The 23,067-nt window shown below is 52.3% G+C and carries 22 protein-coding genes; 9 read left to right on the top strand and 13 right to left on the bottom strand.

Annotated features, from left to right (window positions below):
* Positions 1-15 precede the first annotated feature (15 nt).
* Together ACJJIB_RS16625 and ACJJIB_RS16630 are read right to left on the bottom strand one after the other, a co-directional pair.
* Positions 16-210 carry a hypothetical protein gene (locus ACJJIB_RS16625; RefSeq protein ID WP_444886894.1) on the bottom strand — a complete coding sequence of 65 codons (195 nt, stop codon included), beginning with the start codon at positions 208-210 and terminating at the stop codon, positions 16-18.
* A gap of 266 nt (positions 211-476) precedes the next feature.
* Entirely contained in the window at positions 477-698 is a 222-nt protein-coding gene (locus tag ACJJIB_RS16630) for a hypothetical protein (protein ID WP_444886895.1), read from the bottom strand.
* Positions 699-1,069: 371 nt separating this feature from the next.
* Between ACJJIB_RS16630 and ACJJIB_RS16635 the strand changes: the two genes are divergently transcribed.
* Positions 1,070-2,065, top strand: coding sequence for an integron integrase (locus ACJJIB_RS16635; protein ID WP_444886896.1), 996 nt, complete (start codon positions 1,070-1,072; stop codon positions 2,063-2,065).
* A 97-nt stretch (positions 2,066-2,162) separates the two neighbouring features.
* Here ACJJIB_RS16635 and aroC read toward each other — a convergent pair whose 3' ends face one another.
* Both aroC and prmB read right to left on the bottom strand, forming a co-directional pair.
* Positions 2,163-3,239 carry a chorismate synthase gene (gene aroC, locus ACJJIB_RS16640; protein ID WP_444886897.1) on the bottom strand — a complete coding sequence of 359 codons (1,077 nt, stop codon included), beginning with the start codon at positions 3,237-3,239 and terminating at the stop codon, positions 2,163-2,165.
* Between the two features lie 177 nt (positions 3,240-3,416).
* On the bottom strand, positions 3,417-4,340 hold the full coding sequence (prmB, locus tag ACJJIB_RS16645; protein ID WP_444884114.1) for a 50S ribosomal protein L3 N(5)-glutamine methyltransferase: 924 nt from the start codon (positions 4,338-4,340) through the stop codon (positions 3,417-3,419).
* Positions 4,341-4,714: 374 nt separating this feature from the next.
* Between prmB and folE the strand changes: the two genes are divergently transcribed.
* Together folE and ACJJIB_RS16655 are read left to right on the top strand one after the other, a co-directional pair.
* Positions 4,715-5,260: a GTP cyclohydrolase I FolE gene (folE, locus tag ACJJIB_RS16650; protein WP_252082843.1), complete on the top strand. Its 546-nt coding sequence runs from the start codon at positions 4,715-4,717 to the stop codon at positions 5,258-5,260.
* 59 nt (positions 5,261-5,319) lie between these two features.
* The gene (locus ACJJIB_RS16655; protein ID WP_252082845.1) at positions 5,320-5,664 is read left to right on the top strand and encodes a 5-carboxymethyl-2-hydroxymuconate Delta-isomerase; all 345 of its coding nucleotides are present in this window, start codon (positions 5,320-5,322) and stop codon (positions 5,662-5,664) included.
* Here the strand turns inward: ACJJIB_RS16655 and ACJJIB_RS16660 are convergent.
* The 7 genes from ACJJIB_RS16660 to ACJJIB_RS16690 all read right to left on the bottom strand — a co-directional run bounded on the left by ACJJIB_RS16660 (position 5,661) and on the right by ACJJIB_RS16690 (position 13,192).
* Positions 5,661-6,527: an alpha/beta fold hydrolase gene (locus tag ACJJIB_RS16660; RefSeq protein WP_444884112.1), complete on the bottom strand. Its 867-nt coding sequence runs from the start codon at positions 6,525-6,527 to the stop codon at positions 5,661-5,663. The two genes, ACJJIB_RS16655 and ACJJIB_RS16660, sit on opposite strands and share 4 nt — an antisense overlap.
* 133 nt (positions 6,528-6,660) lie before the next feature.
* Positions 6,661-7,119: a phosphohistidine phosphatase SixA gene (gene sixA, locus ACJJIB_RS16665; RefSeq protein ID WP_444886898.1), complete on the bottom strand. Its 459-nt coding sequence runs from the start codon at positions 7,117-7,119 to the stop codon at positions 6,661-6,663.
* A 19-nt stretch (positions 7,120-7,138) separates the two neighbouring features.
* The gene (locus ACJJIB_RS16670; RefSeq protein ID WP_444886899.1) at positions 7,139-7,657 is read right to left on the bottom strand and encodes a DUF4389 domain-containing protein; all 519 of its coding nucleotides are present in this window, start codon (positions 7,655-7,657) and stop codon (positions 7,139-7,141) included.
* Between the two features lie 12 nt (positions 7,658-7,669).
* Positions 7,670-8,701 (bottom strand): NAD(P)H-dependent glycerol-3-phosphate dehydrogenase, encoded by a 1,032-nt coding sequence (locus ACJJIB_RS16675; protein WP_444886900.1) that lies wholly within the window; start codon positions 8,699-8,701, stop codon positions 7,670-7,672.
* Between the two features lie 252 nt (positions 8,702-8,953).
* Positions 8,954-10,870, bottom strand: coding sequence for a molecular chaperone HtpG (htpG, locus tag ACJJIB_RS16680; protein ID WP_252082854.1), 1,917 nt, complete (start codon positions 10,868-10,870; stop codon positions 8,954-8,956).
* Positions 10,871-11,131: 261 nt separating this feature from the next.
* The gene (locus ACJJIB_RS16685; protein WP_252082855.1) at positions 11,132-12,343 is read right to left on the bottom strand and encodes a serine hydrolase domain-containing protein; all 1,212 of its coding nucleotides are present in this window, start codon (positions 12,341-12,343) and stop codon (positions 11,132-11,134) included.
* A 246-nt stretch (positions 12,344-12,589) separates the two neighbouring features.
* Positions 12,590-13,192 carry a peroxiredoxin gene (locus tag ACJJIB_RS16690; RefSeq protein WP_252082857.1) on the bottom strand — a complete coding sequence of 201 codons (603 nt, stop codon included), beginning with the start codon at positions 13,190-13,192 and terminating at the stop codon, positions 12,590-12,592.
* Positions 13,193-13,497: 305 nt separating this feature from the next.
* Between ACJJIB_RS16690 and ACJJIB_RS16695 the strand changes: the two genes are divergently transcribed.
* From ACJJIB_RS16695 to bfr, 3 genes are all read left to right on the top strand, one after another.
* On the top strand, positions 13,498-13,740 hold the full coding sequence (locus tag ACJJIB_RS16695; RefSeq protein ID WP_435583619.1) for a bacterioferritin-associated ferredoxin: 243 nt from the start codon (positions 13,498-13,500) through the stop codon (positions 13,738-13,740).
* Between the two features lie 149 nt (positions 13,741-13,889).
* Positions 13,890-15,218 (top strand): DUF2254 domain-containing protein, encoded by a 1,329-nt coding sequence (locus ACJJIB_RS16700; RefSeq protein ID WP_444886901.1) that lies wholly within the window; start codon positions 13,890-13,892, stop codon positions 15,216-15,218.
* 299 nt (positions 15,219-15,517) lie between these two features.
* The gene (bfr, locus tag ACJJIB_RS16705; protein ID WP_252082861.1) at positions 15,518-16,009 is read left to right on the top strand and encodes a bacterioferritin; all 492 of its coding nucleotides are present in this window, start codon (positions 15,518-15,520) and stop codon (positions 16,007-16,009) included.
* 112 nt (positions 16,010-16,121) lie between these two features.
* Here the strand turns inward: bfr and grxD are convergent, their stop codons facing one another.
* Entirely contained in the window at positions 16,122-16,454 is a 333-nt protein-coding gene (gene grxD / locus ACJJIB_RS16710) for a Grx4 family monothiol glutaredoxin (protein ID WP_444884108.1), read from the bottom strand.
* A 322-nt stretch (positions 16,455-16,776) separates the two neighbouring features.
* Between grxD and ACJJIB_RS16715 the strand changes: the two genes are divergently transcribed.
* Positions 16,777-17,961: an acetylornithine transaminase gene (locus ACJJIB_RS16715; RefSeq protein ID WP_444886902.1), complete on the top strand. Its 1,185-nt coding sequence runs from the start codon at positions 16,777-16,779 to the stop codon at positions 17,959-17,961.
* Positions 17,962-17,983: 22 nt separating this feature from the next.
* Positions 17,984-18,898, top strand: coding sequence for an ornithine carbamoyltransferase (gene argF, locus ACJJIB_RS16720; protein WP_444886903.1), 915 nt, complete (start codon positions 17,984-17,986; stop codon positions 18,896-18,898).
* 528 nt (positions 18,899-19,426) lie between these two features.
* Here the strand turns inward: argF and ACJJIB_RS16725 are convergent.
* Positions 19,427-19,681: a hypothetical protein gene (locus ACJJIB_RS16725; RefSeq protein ID WP_444884105.1), complete on the bottom strand. Its 255-nt coding sequence runs from the start codon at positions 19,679-19,681 to the stop codon at positions 19,427-19,429.
* A 39-nt stretch (positions 19,682-19,720) separates the two neighbouring features.
* Here ACJJIB_RS16725 and ACJJIB_RS16730 point away from each other — a divergent pair, with 39 nt between their 5' ends.
* Positions 19,721-22,663 carry a ribonucleoside-diphosphate reductase subunit alpha gene (locus ACJJIB_RS16730; RefSeq protein WP_444886904.1) on the top strand — a complete coding sequence of 981 codons (2,943 nt, stop codon included), beginning with the start codon at positions 19,721-19,723 and terminating at the stop codon, positions 22,661-22,663.
* Positions 22,664-23,067: the final 404 nt, after the last annotated feature.

The following is a 23,067-nucleotide window of genomic DNA, read 5'->3' on the forward strand; positions in this document are numbered from 1 at the left end:
AAGTTCATTAGTTTGTTATGTTTTTTGCTTAATTGCTGCTTCATAAGCTCGATTTATTGCCCAGCCAACCAAATGACCAATGCCAGGTGTTTGACTGATATATTTTCCGACCATCTCTATGAACTCATTTTCAGGCCACTTATGCCTTTCTAAACGCTCGACTTGGATTTTTGCCACAACTCGATGCTGAATTTCATTTAACCATTTCATCTGTGCTATTTGGTCTTCAAGACTTAACTTCTCATCCGACCAAACTACGCGGACCGATACTGTTAGCGCATGCGCTAAGCACTCATAAAATGTAATCTTCGCAGATTTATCTAGCTCACTGATTAGTTTTGCGTACTCACTGGCTTTAATGATCGATCTCCCCTACGAAAAATAACGCCTTGCACACGGGCTTGAGCTGCATAGCAGCGAAAGTCCGAGCCCACGCAGTGGGCTAACGTGCTGCAACTGGTTATGTGTGATTTTATTTATGCCCATGATATTAACCACTTTGACTCTTTAAAATATTGCTTTAATGATTCGTAGTCCTCTACCCAGTCGTCGTAGCCTTCTGCTTCTGGGTTGCTGAAGTCACGAGAAATTAAAACAAGACAATTCTCTGAATCAGTTGCACATGGCTCTACTTTTACTTGCCAGCCTTTGTTGTCGCCAGCCTCAATTTTGCCAATGGTATTTAAAGGTATATTCATCTTCTAATTACACATAACAGTTAATTCAAAAGAAGCGTCTTTATATCACCCTTCTATATAATTCTACTCACTACTTTCAAGATAACCTAAAAAACCTAACAATATCAAAAAGTTAAGAGCTTTGGCATAATTCTCAACAGGCAGATATATAGCAGGCACTATATATCTACCTGCTTTTTCTGCTCTTTATAACATCACCAACTCTATAAAAGTCAAAGAGTTAGCCCCTCACCCCCAGAAATAGGAGAAGCTTCTCTTGAATTCTGATATTGACAGCAGAACAAAAGAATAAATACTGTATATAAAAACAGTTTAAGAGCAATATCATAGACGACATTCGCCACAAAATTCCAAGTAAGCCTGAACGTTTTATGGACAACCTGCGATTTCATATTCGAAAACAAGGACTGTCGTACCGAACAGAGCAAACTTACACGCATTGGGTTAAACGCTTCATTCATTTCAATAAAAAGAAGCACCCTGCTGATATGGGAGCCGTTGAGATTGAGACGTTTCTCTCTCACCTTGCAGTTCAAGGTCTTTGCTCCGCAAATACACAGCGAATAGCTCTGAACGCTTTGATATATCTGTACAAGAGATTCTTAGGTAGGGATATGCAAGCATTGGACTTTAAACTGGCAAAACAACAAAAGTACTTACCTTTGGTTTATAGCCGTAGAGAAATATCAGCAATTTTGGGTCATCTTGAAGGCACTTACAGATTACAAGTTGAGCTAATGTACGGTAGCGGCCTTCGCAGTGCCGAACTGCTTTCTTTACGTATAAAGGATATAGACTTCGACAGCAATAATATTTTTGTTCGAGGTGGCAAGGGGGATAAGGATCGCACTACAATATTACCTAACGGGCGAATAGTGCAGTTACATAGGCAAATAAAGACTGTTTCCCTATTGCACCAACAAGATCTTTTGGCCGGTTTTGGTTCGGTTTATTTACCTAACGCTTTGGAAAGAAAGTATCCAAGTGCAAGCCGACAACTCGCCTGGCAATACCTTTTCCCTTCCAGCACCATCGGCCAATGTCCTCGCTCCGGTGAAAACAGAAGGCACCATATGCACGCAACAACTTTAGCGCGCCAGGTTCGTATAGCTGTCAAGCTAGCGGGAGTCAATAAACCGGCTCGTTGCCATGCATTTCGCCATAGTTTTGCGACTCACTTGCTCGAAGCGGGTTATGACTTGCGTACGATTCAGGAACTGCTAGGGCATTCGGATGTTAGTACTACTGAAATTTATACCCATGTCGTAAATCGGGGAAATAAAGGCGTTTTAAGCCCCTCAGATCGACTGCGCAACATTAATAAAATTGAGGAGGCTGGAGCTAACTATTTTGTTGGGAGTAAGTAGGGGAAGTACAGGGGCTTAACTTATTGGCTGCATCTTAGCAGCGAGGATACCGAATACCGGCTTTCGCCGGTATCGCAATAGAAGAAGGCCGATCAAATTATCCTGGTATTACGTCACCATTCTGTGCTCGGTGGCGCAGAGCATGGTCGATCAAAACAAGAGCCATCATTGCTTCAGCAATTGGCGTTGCGCGGATACCTACGCAAGGGTCGTGGCGACCTTTGGTAACCACCTCAATAGCATTGCCGGAGCGATCGATACTCCGGCCGGGGATACGCAAGCTGGAAGTGGGTTTCAGGGCGATATGGGCAACAATATCCTGGCCACTGGAAATACCGCCGAGAATGCCACCGGCATTATTGGAGAGGAAACCCTCCTCGGGAGTAATTTCATCGCGATGCTCGGTGCCCTTTTGCTCCACACAATCAAAGCCGGCTCCAATCTCCACCCCTTTCACCGCGTTGATACTCATCAGGCCGTGGGCCAGGTCTGCATCCAGGCGATCAAAAATCGGCTCGCCCAGCCCTGCAGGGACGCCGCTGGCGTGTACTGAGATCCGTGCACCGATGGAGTTACCCTCTTTAATCAAGGCTTGCATATAAGCTTCCATCTCGGGTACTCGTTCAGCATCCGGGCAAAAGAATGGATTCTGCTCGACCTGCTCCCAATCCAGTTTTTGCACTTTAATTGGTCCTAGCTGGGACAGGTAACCGCGTACTTCAATACCATACCTCTGCTTAAGCCATTTTTTGGCGATGGCCCCGGCCGCAACACGCATGGCGGTCTCCCTTGCAGAAGAGCGACCTCCACCGCGGTAGTCACGAATACCGTATTTTTGCCAGTAGGTGTAATCGGCGTGCGCCGGGCGTACCTGCTCAGCGATATTGCCATAGTCTTTAGAGCGCTGATCCGTATTTTCAATCAACAGGCCAATAGGAGTACCGGTAGTTTTTCCTTCAAACACACCGGATAGAATTTTCACTTGATCCGGTTCACGGCGCTGTGTGGTATAGCGAGAAGTACCCGGCTTTCGGCGGTCCAGCTCCAGCTGGATCTCCTCTTCACTGATCTCCAACCCCGGGGGGCAGCCATCGACGATACAGCCCAAGGCTGGACCATGGCTCTCGCCAAAGGTGGTGACGCAGAACAGCTTGCCAAAGGTATTGCCCGACATATGCGACTTTTCCAGATAACGGTTGATAAATTAACAGCGGTTGGCTTTATGCAGAGCCGCGCATTATAAAGGATCTAGCCGCCGCGCGCGGCGTTCAAGGTAAAAAGCACAATTGCTGCAGCTATGTGGCTTTATCAGAGAACCCGGCAATAGCTTTTGCCGGGTTCAGAAAAAGAATTACTCTTTTTCAAAGTGGCTTTGGTAGGCGAGCAGCTCTTCGCGACTAATCACAAACACACCGTGGCCACCATCCTCAAATTCGGGCCACATAAATGGCACTTCCGGGAAAGCCTGTTCCAGAGCTTCCCAACTATTGCCCACCTCACAGACTAGTAAGCCTTCTGGCTGCAGGTGATTGGCAGCCTCACGCAGCAAACGGCGGGTAAAATCAAGACCATCATCACCGGAACCCAAGGCAATCTCCGGCTCGGCCAGGTATTCTTGCGGCATCTCTGCCAGATCGCGTGCATCCACATAGGGAGGGTTACACACGATCAACTCGTAACTCATGCCTTGCAAACCACTGAAAAGATCCGACTGCACTGCGCGCACACGCTCGTTGAGCTGGTGGCGATTGATATTCAGCTGTGCCACTTCAATAGCGCCTTCAGAAATATCACTCAGGTCGACTCTCGCTTCAGGAAAGGCCTCTGCACAGGCGAGGCCGATACAGCCACTGCCACAACAGAGGTCGAGGATTGCCAACGGTTCTACATTGAGCCAAGGCTCAAAATTGTGGCGGATCATTTCACCTATAGGGGAACGCGGCACCAACACCCGCTCATCCACATAAAAAGTCATATCGCAAAAATGCGCTTCATTGGTCAAATAAGCCGCTGGCAAACGCTCGATAAAACGCCGCTCTAGGAGAGTAAGCACGTCCCGTCTCTCCTCCATGGTCAACCGCGCATGCAGGATTTCCTGCTTACTGTAGGGCGGCAGGTGCAGTGCGTGGGTTACCAGCAGTACCGCCTCGTCCCAGGCATTGTCCGTGCCGTGACCATACCAAAGGCCCGCTTCGCTAAAACGGCTGGCTCCCCAGCGGATATAGTCCAAAACCGTGGTCAGCTCGTGCAGGCTGGATTCACGCCTTTCTATCATTGAATCTATCCTTAAGTGCTATGTATCTCATCAAGGCCTATTGTCACTCATTAAGTAGCCTCTGCTGTGGCTATAGAAGCGCCAATCAAGGCACGAGGAGTGTAGTTTGGTTGTTCCAAATAAGCGACGAGTAACGCTGAGTGACGGTTTAATAGCTGTAACCCGAAGGACCTAGGCTAATTTTCACCCAACTGCATTGTCGGTCGTTTATGTGGATTCACTCCTTTTGCCTCCCCGAGCTCACAATGGCCCCGAGAGTAGCGATCAAATTGGTACCAATAGGCCCCTAGGTCCGCGCGGATCTTTACTCTCGGGTTACAAACGCTTAGGGTAGCGCACCCGCCCCCTCGGGCTGAGATGTTGGAAAGAGCAGCATGAACGAACACTACGCACGAATTATTGAAGCAATCGGCGAAGACCTGCAGCGCCCCGGACTCAAAGATACTCCGAAGCGCGCTGCCAAGGCCATGGAATACCTGACCCGCGGCTATCAGCAGACCGTTCAAGAGGTTGTCAGCGACGCACTCTTCCCCAGTGACTGCACCGACATGGTATTGGTCAAGGATATCGAGCTCTACTCCCTGTGCGAGCACCATATGCTGCCATTTATCGGTCGCGCCCACGTGGCCTATATCCCCCAAGGTAAGGTGCTGGGCCTATCCAAGGTAGCGCGTATTGTCGATATGTACGCACGCCGCCTGCAAATTCAGGAGCAGCTGACCACACAGATCGCCAAAACCCTGCAGTCTGTCACTAATGCCGCCGGTGTTGGCGTTATTATTGAAGCAAAGCATATGTGCATGATGATGCGCGGCGTGGAGAAGCAGAACTCCGTGATGAAGAGTTCGGCAATGCTGGGCACCTTCCGCGAGAACCAAGCTACACGCAACGAGTTTCTTTCCCTGATCAGCCGCCCTTAAGGCTGCGAGCTAGCAACGTGCGGCCCCCTGGGCCGCCCGCAATCACGGAGTGAGCCACCATGCCCCATCTGGTTATTGAGTACGCCAAGAATCTAGAAGAACGTATTTCTGTCGCCGCCCTGGTCAGCTCGGCTCAGGAGGCAATGCATAGCTCCGGCTTATTCGCCTCCCATACCATCAAGACCCGCGCCAAGCCCTACGACCAATTTATTGCCGGTGAGCACGGCGATAGTTTTATTCACGCGGAAATCCGCCTACTGGCAGGCCGCAACAACCGCGAGCGGGAAGCGTTGAGTTCAGCGGTTTTTAACTGCCTGTGCCAATTTGCCGATGGGGTACCAGCGGTCTCGGTAGAAGTGCGTGAAATGGACCCCGGCAGTTACTCAAAGCGGGTGCCCTTCTAAGCTTCTCCACGCAGGAAGGGACCAAACCACTCGGCAATACCCTCGGCGCCCTCTTCCATATGCAGGTGATGGCTGCCGGGTATTTCCCTCACCTCGATCGTTTTATAGCTCTCCAACACCGGGCGCAGCCGCTCAATCATATTCGCAATCCCCTCCTTCGCCAGCACCAGGCGCACCGGCATACTCAGGCGGGATAGAAAAGCGCGCACCTGTGCCTCGTTAAGCTTGGCGGAGGACGCCGCCATCAGGCGCGGATCATTACTCCAGGTGAAGCCACCTTCTAGTGGCAGGGTCCCCCGCTCGGCCAGCGCACGCGCCGCCCATTCTGTCAGCGGGAACATGCCGTTCATACGCGCTTCTACCGCCCCCTCAAAAGTGGGGTAAATCTTTGCCCTGCGCTGGCTGTAACGGGCACGCTGGGCGATAGCCTTAGCGAGAATTTCCGGCGCCTCGCTATCCTTGGTAGCAGGAGGTACCAGGCCATCAATCAGGGCCAGGCGTTTGATGCGTTTGGGGAAGGTGCCTGCCGTTATCACACTGGCAATAGCACCGCGGGAATGGGCCAGTAAAGAAAAATTGCGCCAGCCCAGTGCTTCGGAGGCACCGATAATATCCTCAGCTTCTTCCCAAATATTGTAATTAGCATGGGGAGACCGATGGTAGCTGCGCCCATGGCCTGCCATATCCACGGCGACCAAATTAACGCCTTTCAAAAGTGGGGCCAGACGATCAAAGCTGGCGCAATTATCCAGCCATCCGTGCAGTGCCAATACCGGCTCCCCTGTGCCATCCCCCCACTGCTTTGCGGCAATGGTCTTGCTGTCGAATTCCAGGCTGATCTCACGGGGGGCGGCTTGCTTCATGCGCGCAGATTCCAGAAAAAAGTGAATATTAAAGAGCCAGATGGTGCAGGTCCAAAGGCCCGCAGGCAATGACAGTTAGCGCCAGCAACCTAGGGATTTGAAGGCAAAGGGGAAAAACCGGAGGGAAAAATGGCTAGCCGGGGTGCTGTAACCACTGCAACTCAGCACAACCATTAGCCCAGACCTCCGCGCTGACACAGGCGAGGCTGGAAGTCCCCATCGGGTGTTGATTGCCACTACCGCAGAGACCGTTCAACAGGCTACCCACCAGTGGTTGATGGCTCACCAGTAGAAGAGGGAAATGATCAGCTTGCTGTTTCTGTAACTTATCGAGTAGCTGCTGCGGATCGGTATCGCCAATCAGCAGTGACTCGGTGACAACAGGCAACCCCAAGTGGGCGGAGACAATATCAGCTGTCTGCTGAGTGCGCACAAAGGGGCTCGCCCAAATAGCACGCACGGAGGACAACTCCTCAGCGCGCTCTTTGCAGACCTGCGCCACCTGCTTACGACCGCGCTCCGTAAGCGCGCGGCCGGCATCGTTACCGTACATGGGTTCGGCCTTACCATGACGCAGGATAAACAGCTGCATTGACTTCGCCTCAATCGGTTTAGTGTGTGTCGCCGCGCTTGTCAGACTCACCCTTCTGCTCACTGAAGGGCGTTGAGGACTCCTCTGCACTCTCCTCTACCAGCTCGGGCTTACCGTCATCACTACCGAGGATAATGGCCTCCTCGGCTTCTTCTTCCTTTTTGGACTCAGTTTTTTTCTCGGCCTCGGCTTCATCATCGGAAGCCATAACTTCTGCATTAACCTCTTGCGCGCCCTCGTAACCGGAGAGATCGTCCACTTCAGATTCCGGCCACTCTGCAAAAGGAAAAGGCTTTTCCTCAGAGTTGTAAATTAAAAACTGTATCGCCTGGTAAATATAGGAGGCGAGTTGGTCGCCAAAACGACGCAAATTATCATTGGCACTGCCGCCAATAATCGAGAATAGGAACTGCAGCACAACCACCGCGAGTAGCACCCAGCTGGCAATCTGCAGGCAGATCGCAAACAGCACCATATAGATCAGCCGCACCCACTGGTTCCCGGAAGTCAGGTTGCGCTTTAAATCATCATTTTTCATAAGAGGCTTCCATCAAGGCTTGGCCGAGTAGGCCACATCAAAAGTTTGCGCGCCCGACATTAAATTGCGAATTACCTCAGGAATCGGTCGCTCTTCAAATAATATGGCGTGAATTGCGGAAACCAAGGGCATGTAGACGCTCATTTCATCCGCTTTCTTTTTAATCAGACGAACCGTATTCACCCCTTCGGCAACCTGACCGATTTCCGCGACAGCACGATCCAAAGGCTTACCCTTGCCCACCAAATAACCTACCCGGTAGTTACGGCTGAGGTCGGAGGAGCAGGTCAGGATTAAATCGCCAACGCCGGCGAGGCCGATAAAAGTCATAGGATCTGCACCCATAGCCTCGGCAAAGCGCATCATCTCTGCGAGCGAACGGGTAATCAGCAGGCTGATGGTATTTTGCCCCCGGTCCAAGGCCGCCGCCATACCGGTGACAATGGCATAGATATTTTTCAGCGCCCCCGCCAGTTCCACACCAAACACATCGTTACTGGAGTAAACGCGGAAAGTCTCGGAATGCAGTGCGGATTGGATATCCTTGCACAGCGCTTCATCTTCACTGGCAACCACGGTTGCTGTGTAGTGACCTGCGACAATTTCCTTAGCGAAGTTGGGCCCGCTCAGCACCCCCACGCGCATACCCTGGGTCTCCTCGCGCAGGATATCGCTCATCAAATGAAAACTATCGTGCTCTATTCCCTTAGTGGTGGAAATCAACATGGTGCCCGGTTTTAGCAGCGGGGCCACCCGGCGGACCACTTCACGGAAAGATTTACTGGGGATAGCGACAAATACAATATTGCAGTTCCGTACCACTTCCTGCAGGTCGCTGCTGATACAAAGTTCTGGGTGCAGGGCCACTCCGGGCAAATACTTGCTGTTCTCACGGGTTTCTCGACAGGCTTCCGCGCTCTCCGAATCCCGCATCCACTGGCGGGTATCGTGACCATTACCCGCAATAATATTAGCAATGGCCGTACCGAAACTACCGCCGCCCAATACAGCGATGGAGAGAGGGTTGGAAGTTTCCTTTTGCATATTGATACCGATAAAGCTTCTCGAGGGCAGGGATTATAGAGGTATGACCCGCTCATCCCAAAGGGTTCAACTATCAGGATCTTGCGCGTAAAGTTACAAATTAACACGCCAAAAACGGAAAACGGCCCCAGCGGGACAAGCTACCGGTTGCACAACCGGGCTGTTCCGCTGAGGCCGCAGAAATAAGGCGCAAGAACTTCCGAAGAAATCACCGCGCCAGGCTCCTGAAAGCCAATAACAACTGATTAAAACTTAGTCGTGCATTTCCAGCAGCAGTGTATTCAGGCGACGCACATAGTCGGCCGGATCTGTTAGCTGGTTGCCCGCCGCCAAGTTGGCCTGATCCATCAGAATATTGGTGAGATCGGCAAAGCGATCCTCATCCTGCTCCTGATCCAGGCGCTGTACCAGCGGGTGCGATGGGTTAATTTCAAAAATTGGCTTGGCTTCAGGTACCGCCTGTCCGGCCTGTTCGAGGATACGGCGCATCTGCGGACCCATATCCTGCTCACTCACCACCAGACACGCCGGCGAGTCCACCAGGCGAGTGGTAGCGCGTACAGATTCCACACGGCTATCCAGAACAGACTGAACGCGCTCAACCAGCGCACCAGACTCATTCTCAACTTTCTCGCGTTCGGCTTTATCCTCTTCGCTCTCGGCTTCACCCAAATCCAGCGCGCCTTTGGCCACGTCCTGGAACGGCTTGCCATCAAACTCGTTCATATGGCCCACGAACCACTCGTCCACCTGATCGGTGAGCAGCAGCACCTCGATACCCTTCTTACGGAATACTTCCAGGTAGGGGCTGGATTTCGCTGTCGCGAAATTGTCTGCGCACACGTAGTAGATCGCCTTTTGGCCATCTTTCATACGGCTGACGTAGTCTTCCAGGGACTGATCTTGTTTGTCGGTATCGGTATGCGTGGTGGCGAAGCGCAGCAGCTTGGCCACTTTCTCTTTATTGGAGAAATCCTCGGCCGGCCCCTCTTTCAGCACATTGCCAAACAGGTCCCAGAATTTCTGGTACTCGTCACCGTCCTTCTTCGCCAGCTTATCCAGCATATCCAGCACACGCTTAGTCAGTGCGCTTTTGATCGCATCGGTATTGCGGTCTTTTTGCAGGATTTCACGGGAAACGTTTAGCGGCAGATCGTTGGAGTCCAGCACACCCTTCACAAAACGCAGGTACAGCGGCAGGAACTGCTCGGCGTCGTCCATGATAAAGGTGCGTTGTACATAAAGCTTGAGGCCGCGGGCGGCATCGCGCTGGTACAAGTCAAAAGGTGCACGCGCCGGAATATACAGCAGGCTGGTGTAATCCTGCTTGCCCTCAACACGATTGTGGCTCCAGCTGAGTGGATCATCAAAATCGTGGGAAATATGCTTATAGAATTCTTTGTACTCCTCGGCTTTCACTTCGGAGCGTGGGCGGGTCCACAACGCCTGGGCCGCATTGACCGCTTCAAACTCGGGCGCCTTCTCTTCTTTTTCTTCCTCACCCTCTGCCGCCGGCATTTCCTCTTTCAGCATCTCTACCGGAATAGCGATGTGGTCGGAGTACTTTTTAATAATGGAGCGCAGGCGCCAACCATCGGCAAACTCTTTGGCATCTTCTTTCAGGTGCAGAACGACACGGGTACCGCGCTGGGGCAACTCTGCATTTTCTACGGAATATTCCGCTTCGCCGTGACACTCCCAGTGCACACCCTGATCGGCTTCTGCACCTGCGCGACGAGTAAACACATCCACTTTATCGGCGACAATAAATGCTGAGTAAAAACCAACACCAAACTGACCGATCAGGTGCGCGTCTTTTTTCTGGTCACCGGTGAGTTGCTGCATAAAGGCGGAGGTACCGGAGCGAGCGATGGTACCGAGGTTTTCGATCACTTCGTCACGGCTCATACCAATACCGTTATCGGTAATGGTCAGGGTGCCCGCATCTTTATCGAACTCGATACGAATACGCAAATCCGTATCATCGGCAAATAATTCTGGTTTGGACAGTGCCTCAAAGCGCAGTTTGTCAGCGGCATCGGAGGCATTGGATACCAGCTCGCGCAGGAAAATCTCCTTATTGGAGTAGAGCGAGTGGATCATCAGGTGCAGCAGTTGCTTGGCTTCTGTCTGGAACCCGTGGCTCTCTTTGTGGGCCTCAACGGTCATCTGTAGGTCTCCCCATACACGTCAATCGGAACAGGGAGCAAATATTGGGACCTGCTGACAGGTTTCAAGGGCAAAGCTGGAAATAGAGGATATCTGCATGATGCCGTAACGCAAACGGCGCTGACAGTAATTCGCTATTCAGCTTAGACTTTACGGGAAACGGTGGGGTTTCAAGAAGACATTTTAGGTTTGGGATTTCCCCTTAAAGCCCCACCAGCTGGGGCTTTAAGGGGAGTGCATTATTAACTATTACACAGTCAACTAACGCTTGCGACTGGCCTTAGCCTTGAGCGTAGCGGCTTTGCCCTTGCTGCCGGTCACGTCGATCACAAAGTTAGCGGTCATATCGGAGATCACCCGGGATTCGGCATTCAGCAAAATGGCGATACCGATTTTCAGCTTCTCCGAGTAAGCAACTGCCGCACGGAAACCTGCCACCCAGCCACCGTGATAGATAATGCGGTCATCCCCGATGGTGTAGAGACGCCAGCCGAGGCCATAACCGGCATGAGATAGGTAATCCCGCCAGATACGGTGGCGCATATGGCGCTGAGTGGACACTCGCTCGGTGGTCATATCCTCGATCATTGCGGGAGAAAGTACCTTGGGGTAGTAACCCATTTGTGCTTTCAACCACTGGGCCATATCTGAAATACTGGCGTTGACACCCGCTGCTGGGGCGGCGAAATAGTACTCTTTTTCCACTTTCACCGGGCGCCAGCCACTGCCTGTTTGCACATGGGGCGCGGCGCGGTTGTCTGAGGCCATAAAGCTCTCCCAACCTACCGAGGCATTCTGCATTTTCAGCGGTACAAAGATTCGCGTCTTGAGTTGTTTGGCAAAGGTGGTACCTGTCGCCTCAAGAATCACATCTTCAATCAGGCTGAACAGCACATTCTGGTAGCCATAGCATTTTCCCGGAGTACAGCGTGGGTCAATATTGGCGAATTTCGGCAATATTTTGCTGAGCGGTTTATTGTCCTCCAGATAATCATCGTAGGCATTGGGCGTTAAGCCGGAGGAGTGACTGAGTAAATGCTCTACCTGCAGCTGGCGAGACAGGGACGGCGTCTTAAAGCTGAGATCCGGCACATAATTGACGACCTTGTCATCCCAATTAAAGCGCTCCTCATGCTCCAACAGAGTGGCCATACTGGCGGCAAAGGTCTTTGAGACCGAGGCCAGGCGAAAAACGGTATCCGAATCCACCTTACCTTTCTTTCCGCGTGTGCGCACACCGTAAGTGTCCATGGCCACCACCCGGTTGCCATCAACAATGACATAGGCACCACCGGGGATCGACTTGCCAGCCATCATCTTGCGGAAGTATCGATCGAACTCCTTGGCCCTGGCGTCTATATCCATCGCCCGCACAGGTAGCGCCACAGCGCATAGGAGCAGTAGTGAAAGAATGGTACACGCCTTCCAGGCGCGTAGGTGATAGACGATATTTGAAAGAATTGCAGGTCTCATAAGCAAATCGAGCCGCCAAAGCAATCCGGTACATGCAGATAAGACTAGCAGCCAACGGGCAAAAACTCTATTTAGGCGCCACGCAGGACTGACTGCTGAATTCTAGTCGCTTGCCATTAGTCCTGTGTGAATCCCCATGCCACACGCATAGATCTGCGTATTGGCACTCATTAAAACGAAAAAACCGCCTTTCGGCGGTTTTTTCTGCATCAGGACTAGCTTCGAGCTAACCCAGCGAACTTGAGCTTACAGCTTCTCAGCGTTCTCGCTCAGGTAAGCCGCTACGCCTTCCGGAGAAGCGTTCATACCTTTGTCGCCTTCCTGCCAACCGGCCGGGCAAACTTCGCCATGCTCCTGGTGGAACGCCAGAGCATCAACCATACGCAGCATTTCGTCAACGTTGCGGCCCAACGGCAGATCGTTCACAACCTGGTGACGAACCAAACCTTCCTCATCGATCAGGAAAGAGCCACGGAAAGCAACGCCAGCGTCAGCTTCTACGTCGTACGCCTGGCAGATTTCGTGCTTAACATCGGCAACCAGAGTGTATTTTACGGGGCCGATACCACCGTCGTTGACCGGGGTGTTACGCCATGCGTTGTGAGAGAACTGAGAGTCGATGGAAACACCGATTACCTCAACACCACGCTTTTCGAACTCGGCAAAGCGGTGGTCGAAAGCGATCAGCTCAGAGGGACATACGAAGGTGAAGTCCAGCGGATAGAAGAAAACTACTGCTTTCTTACCTTTAATCGCTTCTTTCAGGTTAAAGGTATCGACGATTTCGCCATTACCCAATACCGCTGCAGCGGTGAAGTCCGGAGCCGGCTTGCCTACCAGTACTGCCATGAAAACCTCCTCAATCCAATGATGGGTTGTTGATAAAGAGAGTGAAGTGTTCAATTTATACGCAACAGCTATAAATTGAATAGGAATTGATAGTGGGCCGCTATGATACACATCCACTTATTGCAGGCCCATAAATTTTTTTAATGAGCCTGATAGCGGAAAAGCTATGCGTGAACCAGGCCTCAAATTAGGAAAAAACAACCGATAATTCGCATAAAAAAGAAACATAGAGGTCGCTTTTTGATCTTTCTGGAATCTTATTGACACTCATTCTCAATTGCAATAGGATTCACATCAGTCTAGTATTGAACAGAAATCGAGCAGAGCCCACCACGATGTATGTATGTATCTGTAAAGGTATAACCGACCGCCAAATCAAAGAGGCTGTCTACGATGGCTCCACCTCAGTGAAGGCCTTAAGACGCCAGCTCGGAGTTTCTTCCCAGTGCGGTCGCTGCGCCGAGCAGACCAAGGAAATTATCAGTGAAACCCTGGGTACCGGAATGATTTCCTCTGCCACCAGCGGACTGTTTTACTCCGCCAGCTAAGCTCTCTTTTTGGCCGCCGCGCACGAATAGATTGCCATGAATGGCGGCCAGTTATACTTAAAGCCCTACCCCTGCAGCTTTCCCTAGACTCCTGGCAATCACACTCGGTGCGCTAAGCTGGGTGCACATCAATGTGCTCAGCTTTGCCCATGAAGAAGCACCTCTTACACTTCTATGAACGGCTTCGCTCCAGCTTTTGGAGTGTGCCACTCGTGATGATTCTGTCGGCGTTGCTGCTCGCCTACCTGATGCGTCAGCTGGACGCCCTTTTAAGCGCACTGCCTGTATTTGAAACAGGCCATATCGCCACTCTCGACTGGCTGCATATGACCGACGTTAACAGCGCACGCGCCTTGCTCTCGGTAATTGCCGGTTCGACTATTACAGTTGCCGGTACTGTATTCTCAATTACTGTGGTGGCCCTAACCCTTGCCTCCAACCAATTTGGCCCTCACCTGGTAAGAAACTTTATCCGCGATCGCAGTACCCAGGGGTCCCTCGGGATCTTTCTCTCAACTTATGTCTATGCACTGGTCACAATGCGCGGTATTGAGGGTAGCACTGGGGAAATCACTACCTATGGCTTTGCTATCCAAGTCGCTTTACTGCTCACTCTAATCAGCGTCGGCTACCTCGTTTATTTCATCCACAACGTGGCGCAATCCATCCAAGTGGATAACATCGCCCACCAGATCAACCTGGAATTCCACCAGGCAATAAACCGTGAATACCCAAGCTCAACAGAGCCCAAACGCGGCGAGCACTTCGATACTGAGCGCCTGGCATTGGGGCCTGGGTGGATCCCCTTACCCACTCCCCGCGGGGGCTATATACAAATCATCGATCGGGAAAAAATGATTGCCATTGCGGAAAAATTTAATTGCTGTGTGCAGGTCCATTGTCACCCAGGCTCCTATGTGCATCACTGGGGACACATCGGCAGAATTTATCAGGGCGACAACCCTGAAAAGATAATTCCACCACTGCAGTCCGCCCTACAAATTGGCGCATTGCCCACTGCCGAGCAGGACATTGTTTTTTCAGTGCGCCAGTTATCACAGATTGCAGTACGTGCACTATCCCCCGGTATTAATGATCCTTTCACAGCTTATTCCTGTGTTGACCGCCTCATTGAGGGGCTGGGTACTGTGCTGCAAAGACCGGAACCGGCGAATTGTTTTACTGACTCCAGCGGAGCTTTACGCCTAATCAGCTGCAAATTGGAATTTGCTCAGCTGCTTGATGCTTCACTGGATGAAATCGTCGAACACGGCCGCGCCAATGGCGTTTTTATGCGCCACTTACTCAACGCACTGGAACATCTCGCCGAAGTTTGCCAAAGGGAAAAAGACAAGGCTGCACTATTTAATTATCTGCAACGTCTGGCCAACGACAATAAAAACTTTATTAAGAGTGAAACCGACTCCACTGAAATTCAGCAAATAATATCCGCTATTCAGAAAAAGCTCGCCAGCTGACACTGCAACCTAAACAAGAATCATTTTCGTTGCTATTTTCGGCCAAATTCGTGTTAAAAACCGTGTTTTTTCTGCATTCCGCAGCTAACAACTTCTTCTTGACTTGCCGCAAATCGCAACGCAAACTCGGCCCGGATTGCAGCTATCACCCTAAAATAAATTGTGGGAAATCGGTCAGCTGCAGACATAAGTGACTAACACAATTTAGTGACTTTTTATTGCTACTTATTTCAAGTAACCAACAAATAGGAATTCTCTGAGGGTGTTATCTAGCTCGCAGGGCCACAGGAGCAAAAGCTATGAAAGGCGATCCCAAGGTTATCGAACATTTAAATAAAGTACTGGGCAATGAGCTGGTAGCTATCAACCAGTATTTTCTGCATGCGCGCATGTACGACAACTGGGGTTTAAAAGAGCTAGGCAAACAGGAATACCACGAATCCATCGATGAAATGAAACACGCCGATTGGCTGATCGAGCGTATCCTGTTCCTTGAGGGTATCCCCAATCTGCAGCACCTGGGCAAATTGATGATCGGTGAGAATACCGAGGAAATGCTCAAGTGCGACTTGAAGATTGAATCCAAAGCAATTCCCGATCTGCGCGAAGCCATCGCCTACTGTGAATCGGTACGCGATTACGGCAGCCGTGAATTACTGGAAAAAATTCTCGATTCCGAAGAAGAGCATGTCGACTGGCTGGAGACACAGCTCGAACTGATTGACAAAGTGGGCATTCAAAACTACCTGCAAACTCAAATGGAAACTGCAGCCGGCCACTCTGGCAAGTAATTAGAACAACCTTAACAGGTATAAAAAAACCGCAGTTTCAACTGCGGTTTTTTTATTCTCAACCATGTACTGCCGCTTTCACCAGGCAGATACATCGAAGCAAAAACGAAAATTAACCTTCGCCTTCACTCTCCGCCGATGCCTCATCGATCAGGGTTTTCAGCTCACCATTTTCATACATTTCCATAATGATGTCGCAACCGCCGACCAACTCACCCTTCACCCAAAGCTGAGGGAAAGTCGGCCAATTGGCATACTTGGGCAATTCAGCGCGAATATCTGGATTAGCCAGGATATCCACATAAGCAAAGCGCTTACCGCAGGCCATCATCGCCTGGGAGGCGCGCATGGAAAAGCCGCACTGGGGCGCGTTGGGGCTACCTTTCATGTAGAGCAGAATGTCGTTGTCAGCAATCTGCTGTTTGATGTTCTCCAGTGTATCCATAAGCGTGAGAAACCTCAGGTGGTGGAAGCAAATTTATTAACGTGTATCGCATCGGCACCCAGCCATTGCGCACGGTCGGCCATTGTACCTCAGCGCAGGGGGGAATAAGTACCCGCAGCAGTGCATAGCCAAAAAATGCGCACCACTCCCCAATGGCCCCATCCTTTACAAAGAGAAATCAAATAGATGGCCCACACGCCGCAAAGGCTGTGTTAGCATTAGTTCAACGATATAATTTGCAGATTAAAATACACCAAACAGAATTATCTGCGGAAATAGCTTCTATTAAACAAACCCAACGATTAAATAAGGAGGCGTCTCAGTGCCCCCCCACACACTGATGCACAACTATGGCGAAAGGACCCTGACCCTGGTCCGCGGCGAGGGAAACTACGTGTGGGATGATCGCGGCCACCGCTACCTGGACGCTATTTCCGGTATCGCCGTCTGCGGTCTTGGCCACTGCCATCCAAAAGTCACCGAAGCCCTACAGGAGCAGGCCAACACCCTGCTGCATGTATCCAACCTGTACAACATTCCTCCCCAACAGCAGTTGGCCGACCGGCTCGTATTCCTATCGGGTATGGATAATGTATTTTTCTCCAACTCCGGTGCTGAGGCCAATGAGGCCGCTATCAAGCTAGCGCGTAAACTCGGTAATGAGCGCGGGCTGGTGACACCGCAAATTGTGGTTATGGAGGGCGCTTTCCATGGGCGAACACTCGCCACGCTTACGGCAACAGGCAATGAAAAGGCACAACAGGGCTTCGCCCCCTTACCCGAGGGTTTTTTGCGGGTGCCTTTCAACGATGTGCAAGCCATTGAAAACCTGGCACAACAGCACAGCGATATCGTCGCCATACTGGTGGAACCAATACAAGGGGAAGGCGGTGTCCGCGTACCAGATACCGATTACCTAAAACAACTTCGTACACTCTGCGATCGACACAACTGGCTGTTAATGTTGGATGAGATCCAGACCGGCAACGGTCGCAGCGGCAGAATGTTTGCCTACCAGCACGCCGACATAGTGCCGGATGTATTAACCACCGCCAAAGGGCTCGGCAATGGTGTCCCTATCGGCGCCTGTCTCGCCCGCGGCAAGGCTGCCGGCCTTTTCACCGCTGGCAGCCACGGTTCGACCTTCGGCGGCAACCCTCTCGCTTGCCGTGCCGGTCTTGCAGTGCTGGAGACTCTTCAGGGCGAGTGGTTAATCGAGCGCGCAGAAAAACTGGGCGAACAATTACTACACTCCCTGCGCATGCGACTGGGTGATTGCCCTGGGGTAGTGGATATTCGCGGACAGGGTCTGATGATCGGTATTGAGCTCAACCACCCTTGCGCTGAGCTCGTCGAACGGGCTAGGGAGCAGGCGTTGCTGATCAACGTCACCTCCGGCAATGTGGTGCGGCTACTGCCTCCACTCACCCTTACTGACGAGGAGTGCCAGCAACTGGCTGACGATGTCAGCACTCTGATTCAACAATTTACCCCGCAGGCAGTCTGAAGCACTCAAAGGAGAACAATTTATGGCGACCAGGCATTTCCTCACCTTAATGGATCTCTCCGCAGAGGAGCTAAAACAAATTATCGAGCGCGCTATCGAATTAAAAACCTTACGCAACCAGGGCATTACTACCGACCTTTTTCGCGGCAAAGTGCTGGGGATGATTTTTGAAAAGTCTTCCACCCGCACCCGTGTCTCTTTTGAAGCTGGCATGGCGCAGATGGGTGGCAGCGCCCTATTCCTATCGCCGCGGGATACTCAGCTGGGGCGCGGTGAACCCATCGAGGACAGTGCCCGAGTCATCTCCCGCATGGTCGACATGGTGATGATCCGCACCTTCGGCCATCAAAATGTGGAGCGCTTCGCAGCCCACTCACGAGTGCCCGTAATCAATGCTTTATCTGACAGTTACCACCCATGCCAGCTGCTCGCCGATATCCAGACTTTCGTCGAACACCGCGGCAGCCCCGCGGGCAAAGTGGTGGCCTGGGTGGGCGACGGCAACAATATGTGTCACTCCTATATCAATGCGGCGCGGCTTTGCGACTTTGAACTACGTATCTCTTGCCCCCAAGGATATGCTCCAGATGCCGATATTGTCGCTGCCGCCGGCGATCGGGTAAAAGTTGTGCATAACCCTATGGAGGCCGTGCGCGATGCCGACTGGGTCAGTACCGATGTATGGGCTTCCATGGGCCAGGAGACAGAACAACAAGCCCGCAGCGAAGCCTTCGACCGCTACCAAGTGAATCACGAGCTGATGAGCCACGCTAACGAAAACGCAATTTTCATGCATTGTCTGCCAGCGCACCGCGGTGAGGAAGTCAGCGCCGAATTACTGGAGGACGAGCGTATTTCCAAGGTGTGGGACGAGGCGGAAAATCGCCTACATGCACAGAAAGCACTCATGGAGTTTTTACAGGAGCACAGCCAGTAAGGTTTTTTATGCGTCGGTCGATGGCGTTATTTACAACCTGTCGACTGGCCCATCCTCCGCCCTACCACCCCTCCACCAACTGACATCCGTATAAAAAACGACCACGCACTTTTTTCGTGGCATCAAAATACAGGTTCAGACGAAACAATACGGATGAACAAATAATAACCAGGCATGTTGCAACAAAAAAATCACGCCACAAAACTGATCATCTTAGTACCAACTTGCTCAAATTGCGCACATTCGCAAATGGTTATTGCCGTTGTTAATTTAGAACGCCCCGGCTATTAAAAAAAATTGTAAGAGCTTGTATTACCCTTCTCCCTTCACTGATAAATGCCATGCAGCCCAGCTGTGGCGGGACCTGCCGCAGAAGTGGCTACTGACTCAACACGCCTACCCACAATTTATCCACAAACAACCACAAAGTTATTCGGCTTGAACTGACCCGCCTACCGCATTATCTTGTAGCGCGCTCGAGGCATACCCCCTATATATTGGGGTAAGGGACCTTGAGCATCCCCAAATCTAGGGGCGAATCCCGGCACTCCGCCACACTTTTTGGCGGCCGGTGCCAGACGCTGCTTTTTTCAAAGCAGAATCAGAGGTAAGCGGGCGGAAAGGAATGATCCGCCACAGGCAGCAGCCGGCAAAGCTTAATTGAATGCCGGCCACCGAGCCGCCTGTTTCCAGTGCCTTCACGGTGTGGGAGGAATCACTGGCCAAGCGATGGACTCGCTCCGCACATGCCACGCAGTCCAGTGGCGCTGTTCTGGTGAACACACGCGGACAGACAACAATACAAACCTTTCGGAGATTTACATGCACACAGAGACAGGGCGCTCTCAAACCGTGCCTGCGGCAAAATCAGGCACAACCAGCGACCAGGCTACTGACGGCACCACTCTGGCCGCCACCGCACCGGGCCAGATCCGCGTCATCAAGCGCAATGGTACCGTTGTCCCCTACGACGATGGCAAAATTTCCGTTGCCGTTACCAAGGCCTTTCTCGCTGTTGAAGGCGGCACCGCCGCTGCGTCCAGCCGTGTACACGAGCAAGTCGAGGAGCTGGTTGGTCAGATCAGCGCCACCTTCAAGCGTCGCATGCCCTCTGGTGGCACTATCCATATCGAGGAAATTCAGGACCAGGTGGAACTGGCCCTGATGCGCGCCGGTGAACACAAGGTTGCCCGCGACTACGTACTCTACCGCGAAGAGCACGCACGCCTGCGTGCAGAAAAAGAAAAAAGTGCCAGTCAAACCGAACAGGCTGTCGATGCGCACCCCAGCATCCGCGTTAAACTCGACGACGACAGCCTCGTTCCCCTGGATATGGAGCGCCTGCGCACTGTTGTCAGCGAAGCCTGTGAAGGTCTGAAAGACGTCAAAGCCGAGGCCATCCTCAGCGAGGCCCTGAAGAACCTTTACGACGGCGTCTCCGAAAACGATATCAATACCGCCCTGGTAATTACTGCGCGTACTCTGGTTGAAAAAGAGCCAAATTACACTTACGCCACAGCCAGCCTGCTGCTGGACAAGCTGCGCTCCGAAGCCCTGCGCTTCCTCGATATCGCCGAGCGCGCCACCCAGCACGAGATGGAAAAACTCTACGCTTCCACTCTGCCCGCTTACGTGAAGAAGGGTATCGAGCTGGACCTGCTGGACCCCGCCCTGGCCACCTTCGACCTGGAAAAACTCGGCGGAGCTTTAAAAGGCGAGCGCGATCACCAGTTTACCTACCTGGGCCTGCAGACCCTGTACGACCGCTACTTCCTGCACAGTGACGATATTCGTTTCGAGCTGCCGCAGATTTTCTTTATGCGTGTCGCTATGGGCCTCAGCATTAACGAAGAAAACAAGAACGAGCGCGCGGTAGAGTTCTACAACCTGTTGAGTTCTTTCGACTACATGAGCTCCACCCCGACCCTGTTCAACGCCGGCACCCTGCGCCCGCAGCTGTCCTCCTGCTACCTGACTACAGTACCGGACGACCTGCACGGTATTTACGGTGCTATCCGCGACAACGCCATGTTGTCCAAGTGGGCCGGCGGCCTCGGCAACGACTGGACGCCGGTGCGCTCCCTCGGTTCCTATATCAAAGGCACCAATGGCAAGTCCCAAGGTGTTGTGCCCTTCCTGAAAGTGGCCAATGACACCGCAGTAGCCGTCAACCAGGGCGGTAAGCGCAAAGGCGCTGTGTGTGCCTACCTGGAAACCTGGCACCTGGATATCGAGGAATTCCTCGAGCTGCGCAAAAACACCGGTGACGACCGCCGCCGTACCCACGATATGAACACCGCCAACTGGGTCCCCGACCTGTTTATGAAGCGCGTGTTCGAAGACAAAGAGTGGACCCTCTTCTCCCCGGCCGATTGCCCAGACCTGCACGACCTGTTCGGCACCGCCTTTGAAGAGCGCTACAACCACTACGAGCAACTGGCTGCCGAAGGCAAGCTGCGTCTGTTTAAGAAAATCCGCGCTCTCGACCTGTGGCGCAAGATGCTGGGCATGCTGTTCGAAACCGGCCACCCCTGGATCACCTTTAAAGACAGCTGCAACCTGCGCAGCCCACAACAGCACGCCGGTGTGGTACACAGCTCCAACCTGTGCACCGAGATCACGCTCAACACCAAGGCCGACGACGAAATCGCCGTATGTAACCTGGGCTCTGTCAACCTGGCTCAACACATTGGTGAAAACGGTGAACTCGACCGCACCAAACTGGCCAATACCGTAAAAACCGCGGTACGTATGCTCGATAACGTTATCGACATTAACTACTACGCGGTTGAAAGTGCACGTCAGTCCAACATGCGTCACCGCCCTGTGGGCATGGGCCTGATGGGCTTCCAGGACGCGCTGTACAAAGCCGGCATCGCCTACGCCAGCGATGAAGCCGTAGCCTTCGCTGACAACACCATGGAAGCCATCAGCTTCGAAGCCATCTCCGCTTCCAGCGACCTAGCTGCCGAGCGCGGCAAGTACCAGACCTACGAAGGCTCCCTGTGGAGCAAAGGTGTTCTGCCACTGGATTCCATCCAAATCCTGGCTGAGCAGCGCGGCCAGCAATTTATCGATCAGGACACCAGCTCCACTCTGGACTGGAACGGCCTGCGCGAAAAAGTAAAAGCCCAGGGTATGCGCAACTCCAACGTGATGGCGATCGCCCCTACCGCGACCATTGCCAATATCACCGGGGTTTCCCAGTCGATCGAACCGACTTATCAAAACCTGTATGTGAAATCGAACCTGTCCGGCGAATTCACCGTAGTGAACCCCTACCTGGTACACGATCTGAAAGATCGCGGCCTGTGGGACCAGGTCATGGTTAACGACCTGAAATACTACGAGGGTTCTGTACAGAAAATCGATCGCGTACCAGAAGACCTGAAAGCAAAATACCGCACCGCGTTTGAAGTGGAACCGCGTTGGATTGTGGACGCTGCCAGCCGTCGCCAGAAGTGGATCGACCAGGCTCAGTCCCTGAACCTGTATATTGCCGGCGCCGACGGCAAGAAGCTGGACCTGACCTATCGCATGGCTTGGTTCCGCGGCCTGAAAACCACTTACTACCTGCGTGCCCTGGCTGCCACTACCACAGAGAAATCCACTGTAAACAGCGGCACCCTGAACGCGGTAAGCGCCCACGGCAGCAGCAATGGTGCCGCCGCAGCAGCAGCGCCTGTAGAACAGGCTGCACCCGCACCGGCTGCAGTGCCGCAGGCTTGCTCTCTGGACGATCCAGACTGCGAAGCCTGTCAGTAAAAATTTGGCCCCTCCTGGGGCCTGTACTCACTCTCGGGGGAGAGCGTCGTAACCGCAAGTGCGGGCATGACCATGCGCAACGACCCCGGCCCACCCGGTATGCAAACACCGGGAGGAATTTTCGGGCCGGGGATCGTCTGCGTTTTTCCCCAACTGCGTTTTCAGTAACCCGCACAAAGGTGCGGCGCATGAAAACTACGAAAAAAACTTTGCCACAAACCTCACAGCCGTGCGGTGAAAACCCAAAAATAAATTTTGGCTAAAAGCAAAGTGATAATTGATCTGGCACAGAAACTTTGTGCCCCGCTGGGGTAAAAATACCTGCAGCGATTGACCACTGCCGGAAAATTCCGGAATAGCACCCCTGGCCTCGCTCTGCGAATGTAGCGCCAGGAAGAACACAG

This window comes from Microbulbifer mixtoriginis (SeqCode), assembly GCF_052467705.1.

Excerpts from the sequence above, each read along its gene's own strand:
- ACJJIB_RS16700 (WP_444886901.1), top strand. The coding sequence starts at position 13,890 with ATGAAGAAGCACCTCTTACACTTCTATGAACGGCTTCGCTCCAGCTTT.
- folE (WP_252082843.1), top strand. The coding sequence starts at position 4,715 with ATGAACGAACACTACGCACGAATTATTGAAGCAATCGGCGAAGACCTG.
- aroC (WP_444886897.1), bottom strand. The coding sequence starts at position 3,239 with ATGTCGGGCAATACCTTTGGCAAGCTGTTCTGCGTCACCACCTTTGGC.
- ACJJIB_RS16670 (WP_444886899.1), bottom strand. The coding sequence starts at position 7,657 with ATGAAAAATGATGATTTAAAGCGCAACCTGACTTCCGGGAACCAGTGG.
- ACJJIB_RS16630 (WP_444886895.1), bottom strand. The coding sequence starts at position 698 with ATGAATATACCTTTAAATACCATTGGCAAAATTGAGGCTGGCGACAAC.
- grxD (WP_444884108.1), bottom strand. The coding sequence starts at position 16,454 with ATGGATACACTGGAGAACATCAAACAGCAGATTGCTGACAACGACATT.
- htpG (WP_252082854.1), bottom strand. The coding sequence starts at position 10,870 with ATGACCGTTGAGGCCCACAAAGAGAGCCACGGGTTCCAGACAGAAGCC.
- sixA (WP_444886898.1), bottom strand. The coding sequence starts at position 7,119 with ATGCAGCTGTTTATCCTGCGTCATGGTAAGGCCGAACCCATGTACGGT.
- ACJJIB_RS16635 (WP_444886896.1), top strand. The coding sequence starts at position 1,070 with ATGGACAACCTGCGATTTCATATTCGAAAACAAGGACTGTCGTACCGA.
- ACJJIB_RS16660 (WP_444884112.1), bottom strand. The coding sequence starts at position 6,527 with ATGAAGCAAGCCGCCCCCCGTGAGATCAGCCTGGAATTCGACAGCAAG.
- ACJJIB_RS16655 (WP_252082845.1), top strand. The coding sequence starts at position 5,320 with ATGCCCCATCTGGTTATTGAGTACGCCAAGAATCTAGAAGAACGTATT.
- ACJJIB_RS16625 (WP_444886894.1), bottom strand. The coding sequence starts at position 210 with ATGAAATGGTTAAATGAAATTCAGCATCGAGTTGTGGCAAAAATCCAA.
- ACJJIB_RS16690 (WP_252082857.1), bottom strand. The coding sequence starts at position 13,192 with ATGGCAGTACTGGTAGGCAAGCCGGCTCCGGACTTCACCGCTGCAGCG.
- ACJJIB_RS16730 (WP_444886904.1), top strand. The coding sequence starts at position 19,721 with ATGCACACAGAGACAGGGCGCTCTCAAACCGTGCCTGCGGCAAAATCA.
- ACJJIB_RS16685 (WP_252082855.1), bottom strand. The coding sequence starts at position 12,343 with ATGAGACCTGCAATTCTTTCAAATATCGTCTATCACCTACGCGCCTGG.
- ACJJIB_RS16675 (WP_444886900.1), bottom strand. The coding sequence starts at position 8,701 with ATGCAAAAGGAAACTTCCAACCCTCTCTCCATCGCTGTATTGGGCGGC.
- argF (WP_444886903.1), top strand. The coding sequence starts at position 17,984 with ATGGCGACCAGGCATTTCCTCACCTTAATGGATCTCTCCGCAGAGGAG.
- prmB (WP_444884114.1), bottom strand. The coding sequence starts at position 4,340 with ATGATAGAAAGGCGTGAATCCAGCCTGCACGAGCTGACCACGGTTTTG.
- bfr (WP_252082861.1), top strand. The coding sequence starts at position 15,518 with ATGAAAGGCGATCCCAAGGTTATCGAACATTTAAATAAAGTACTGGGC.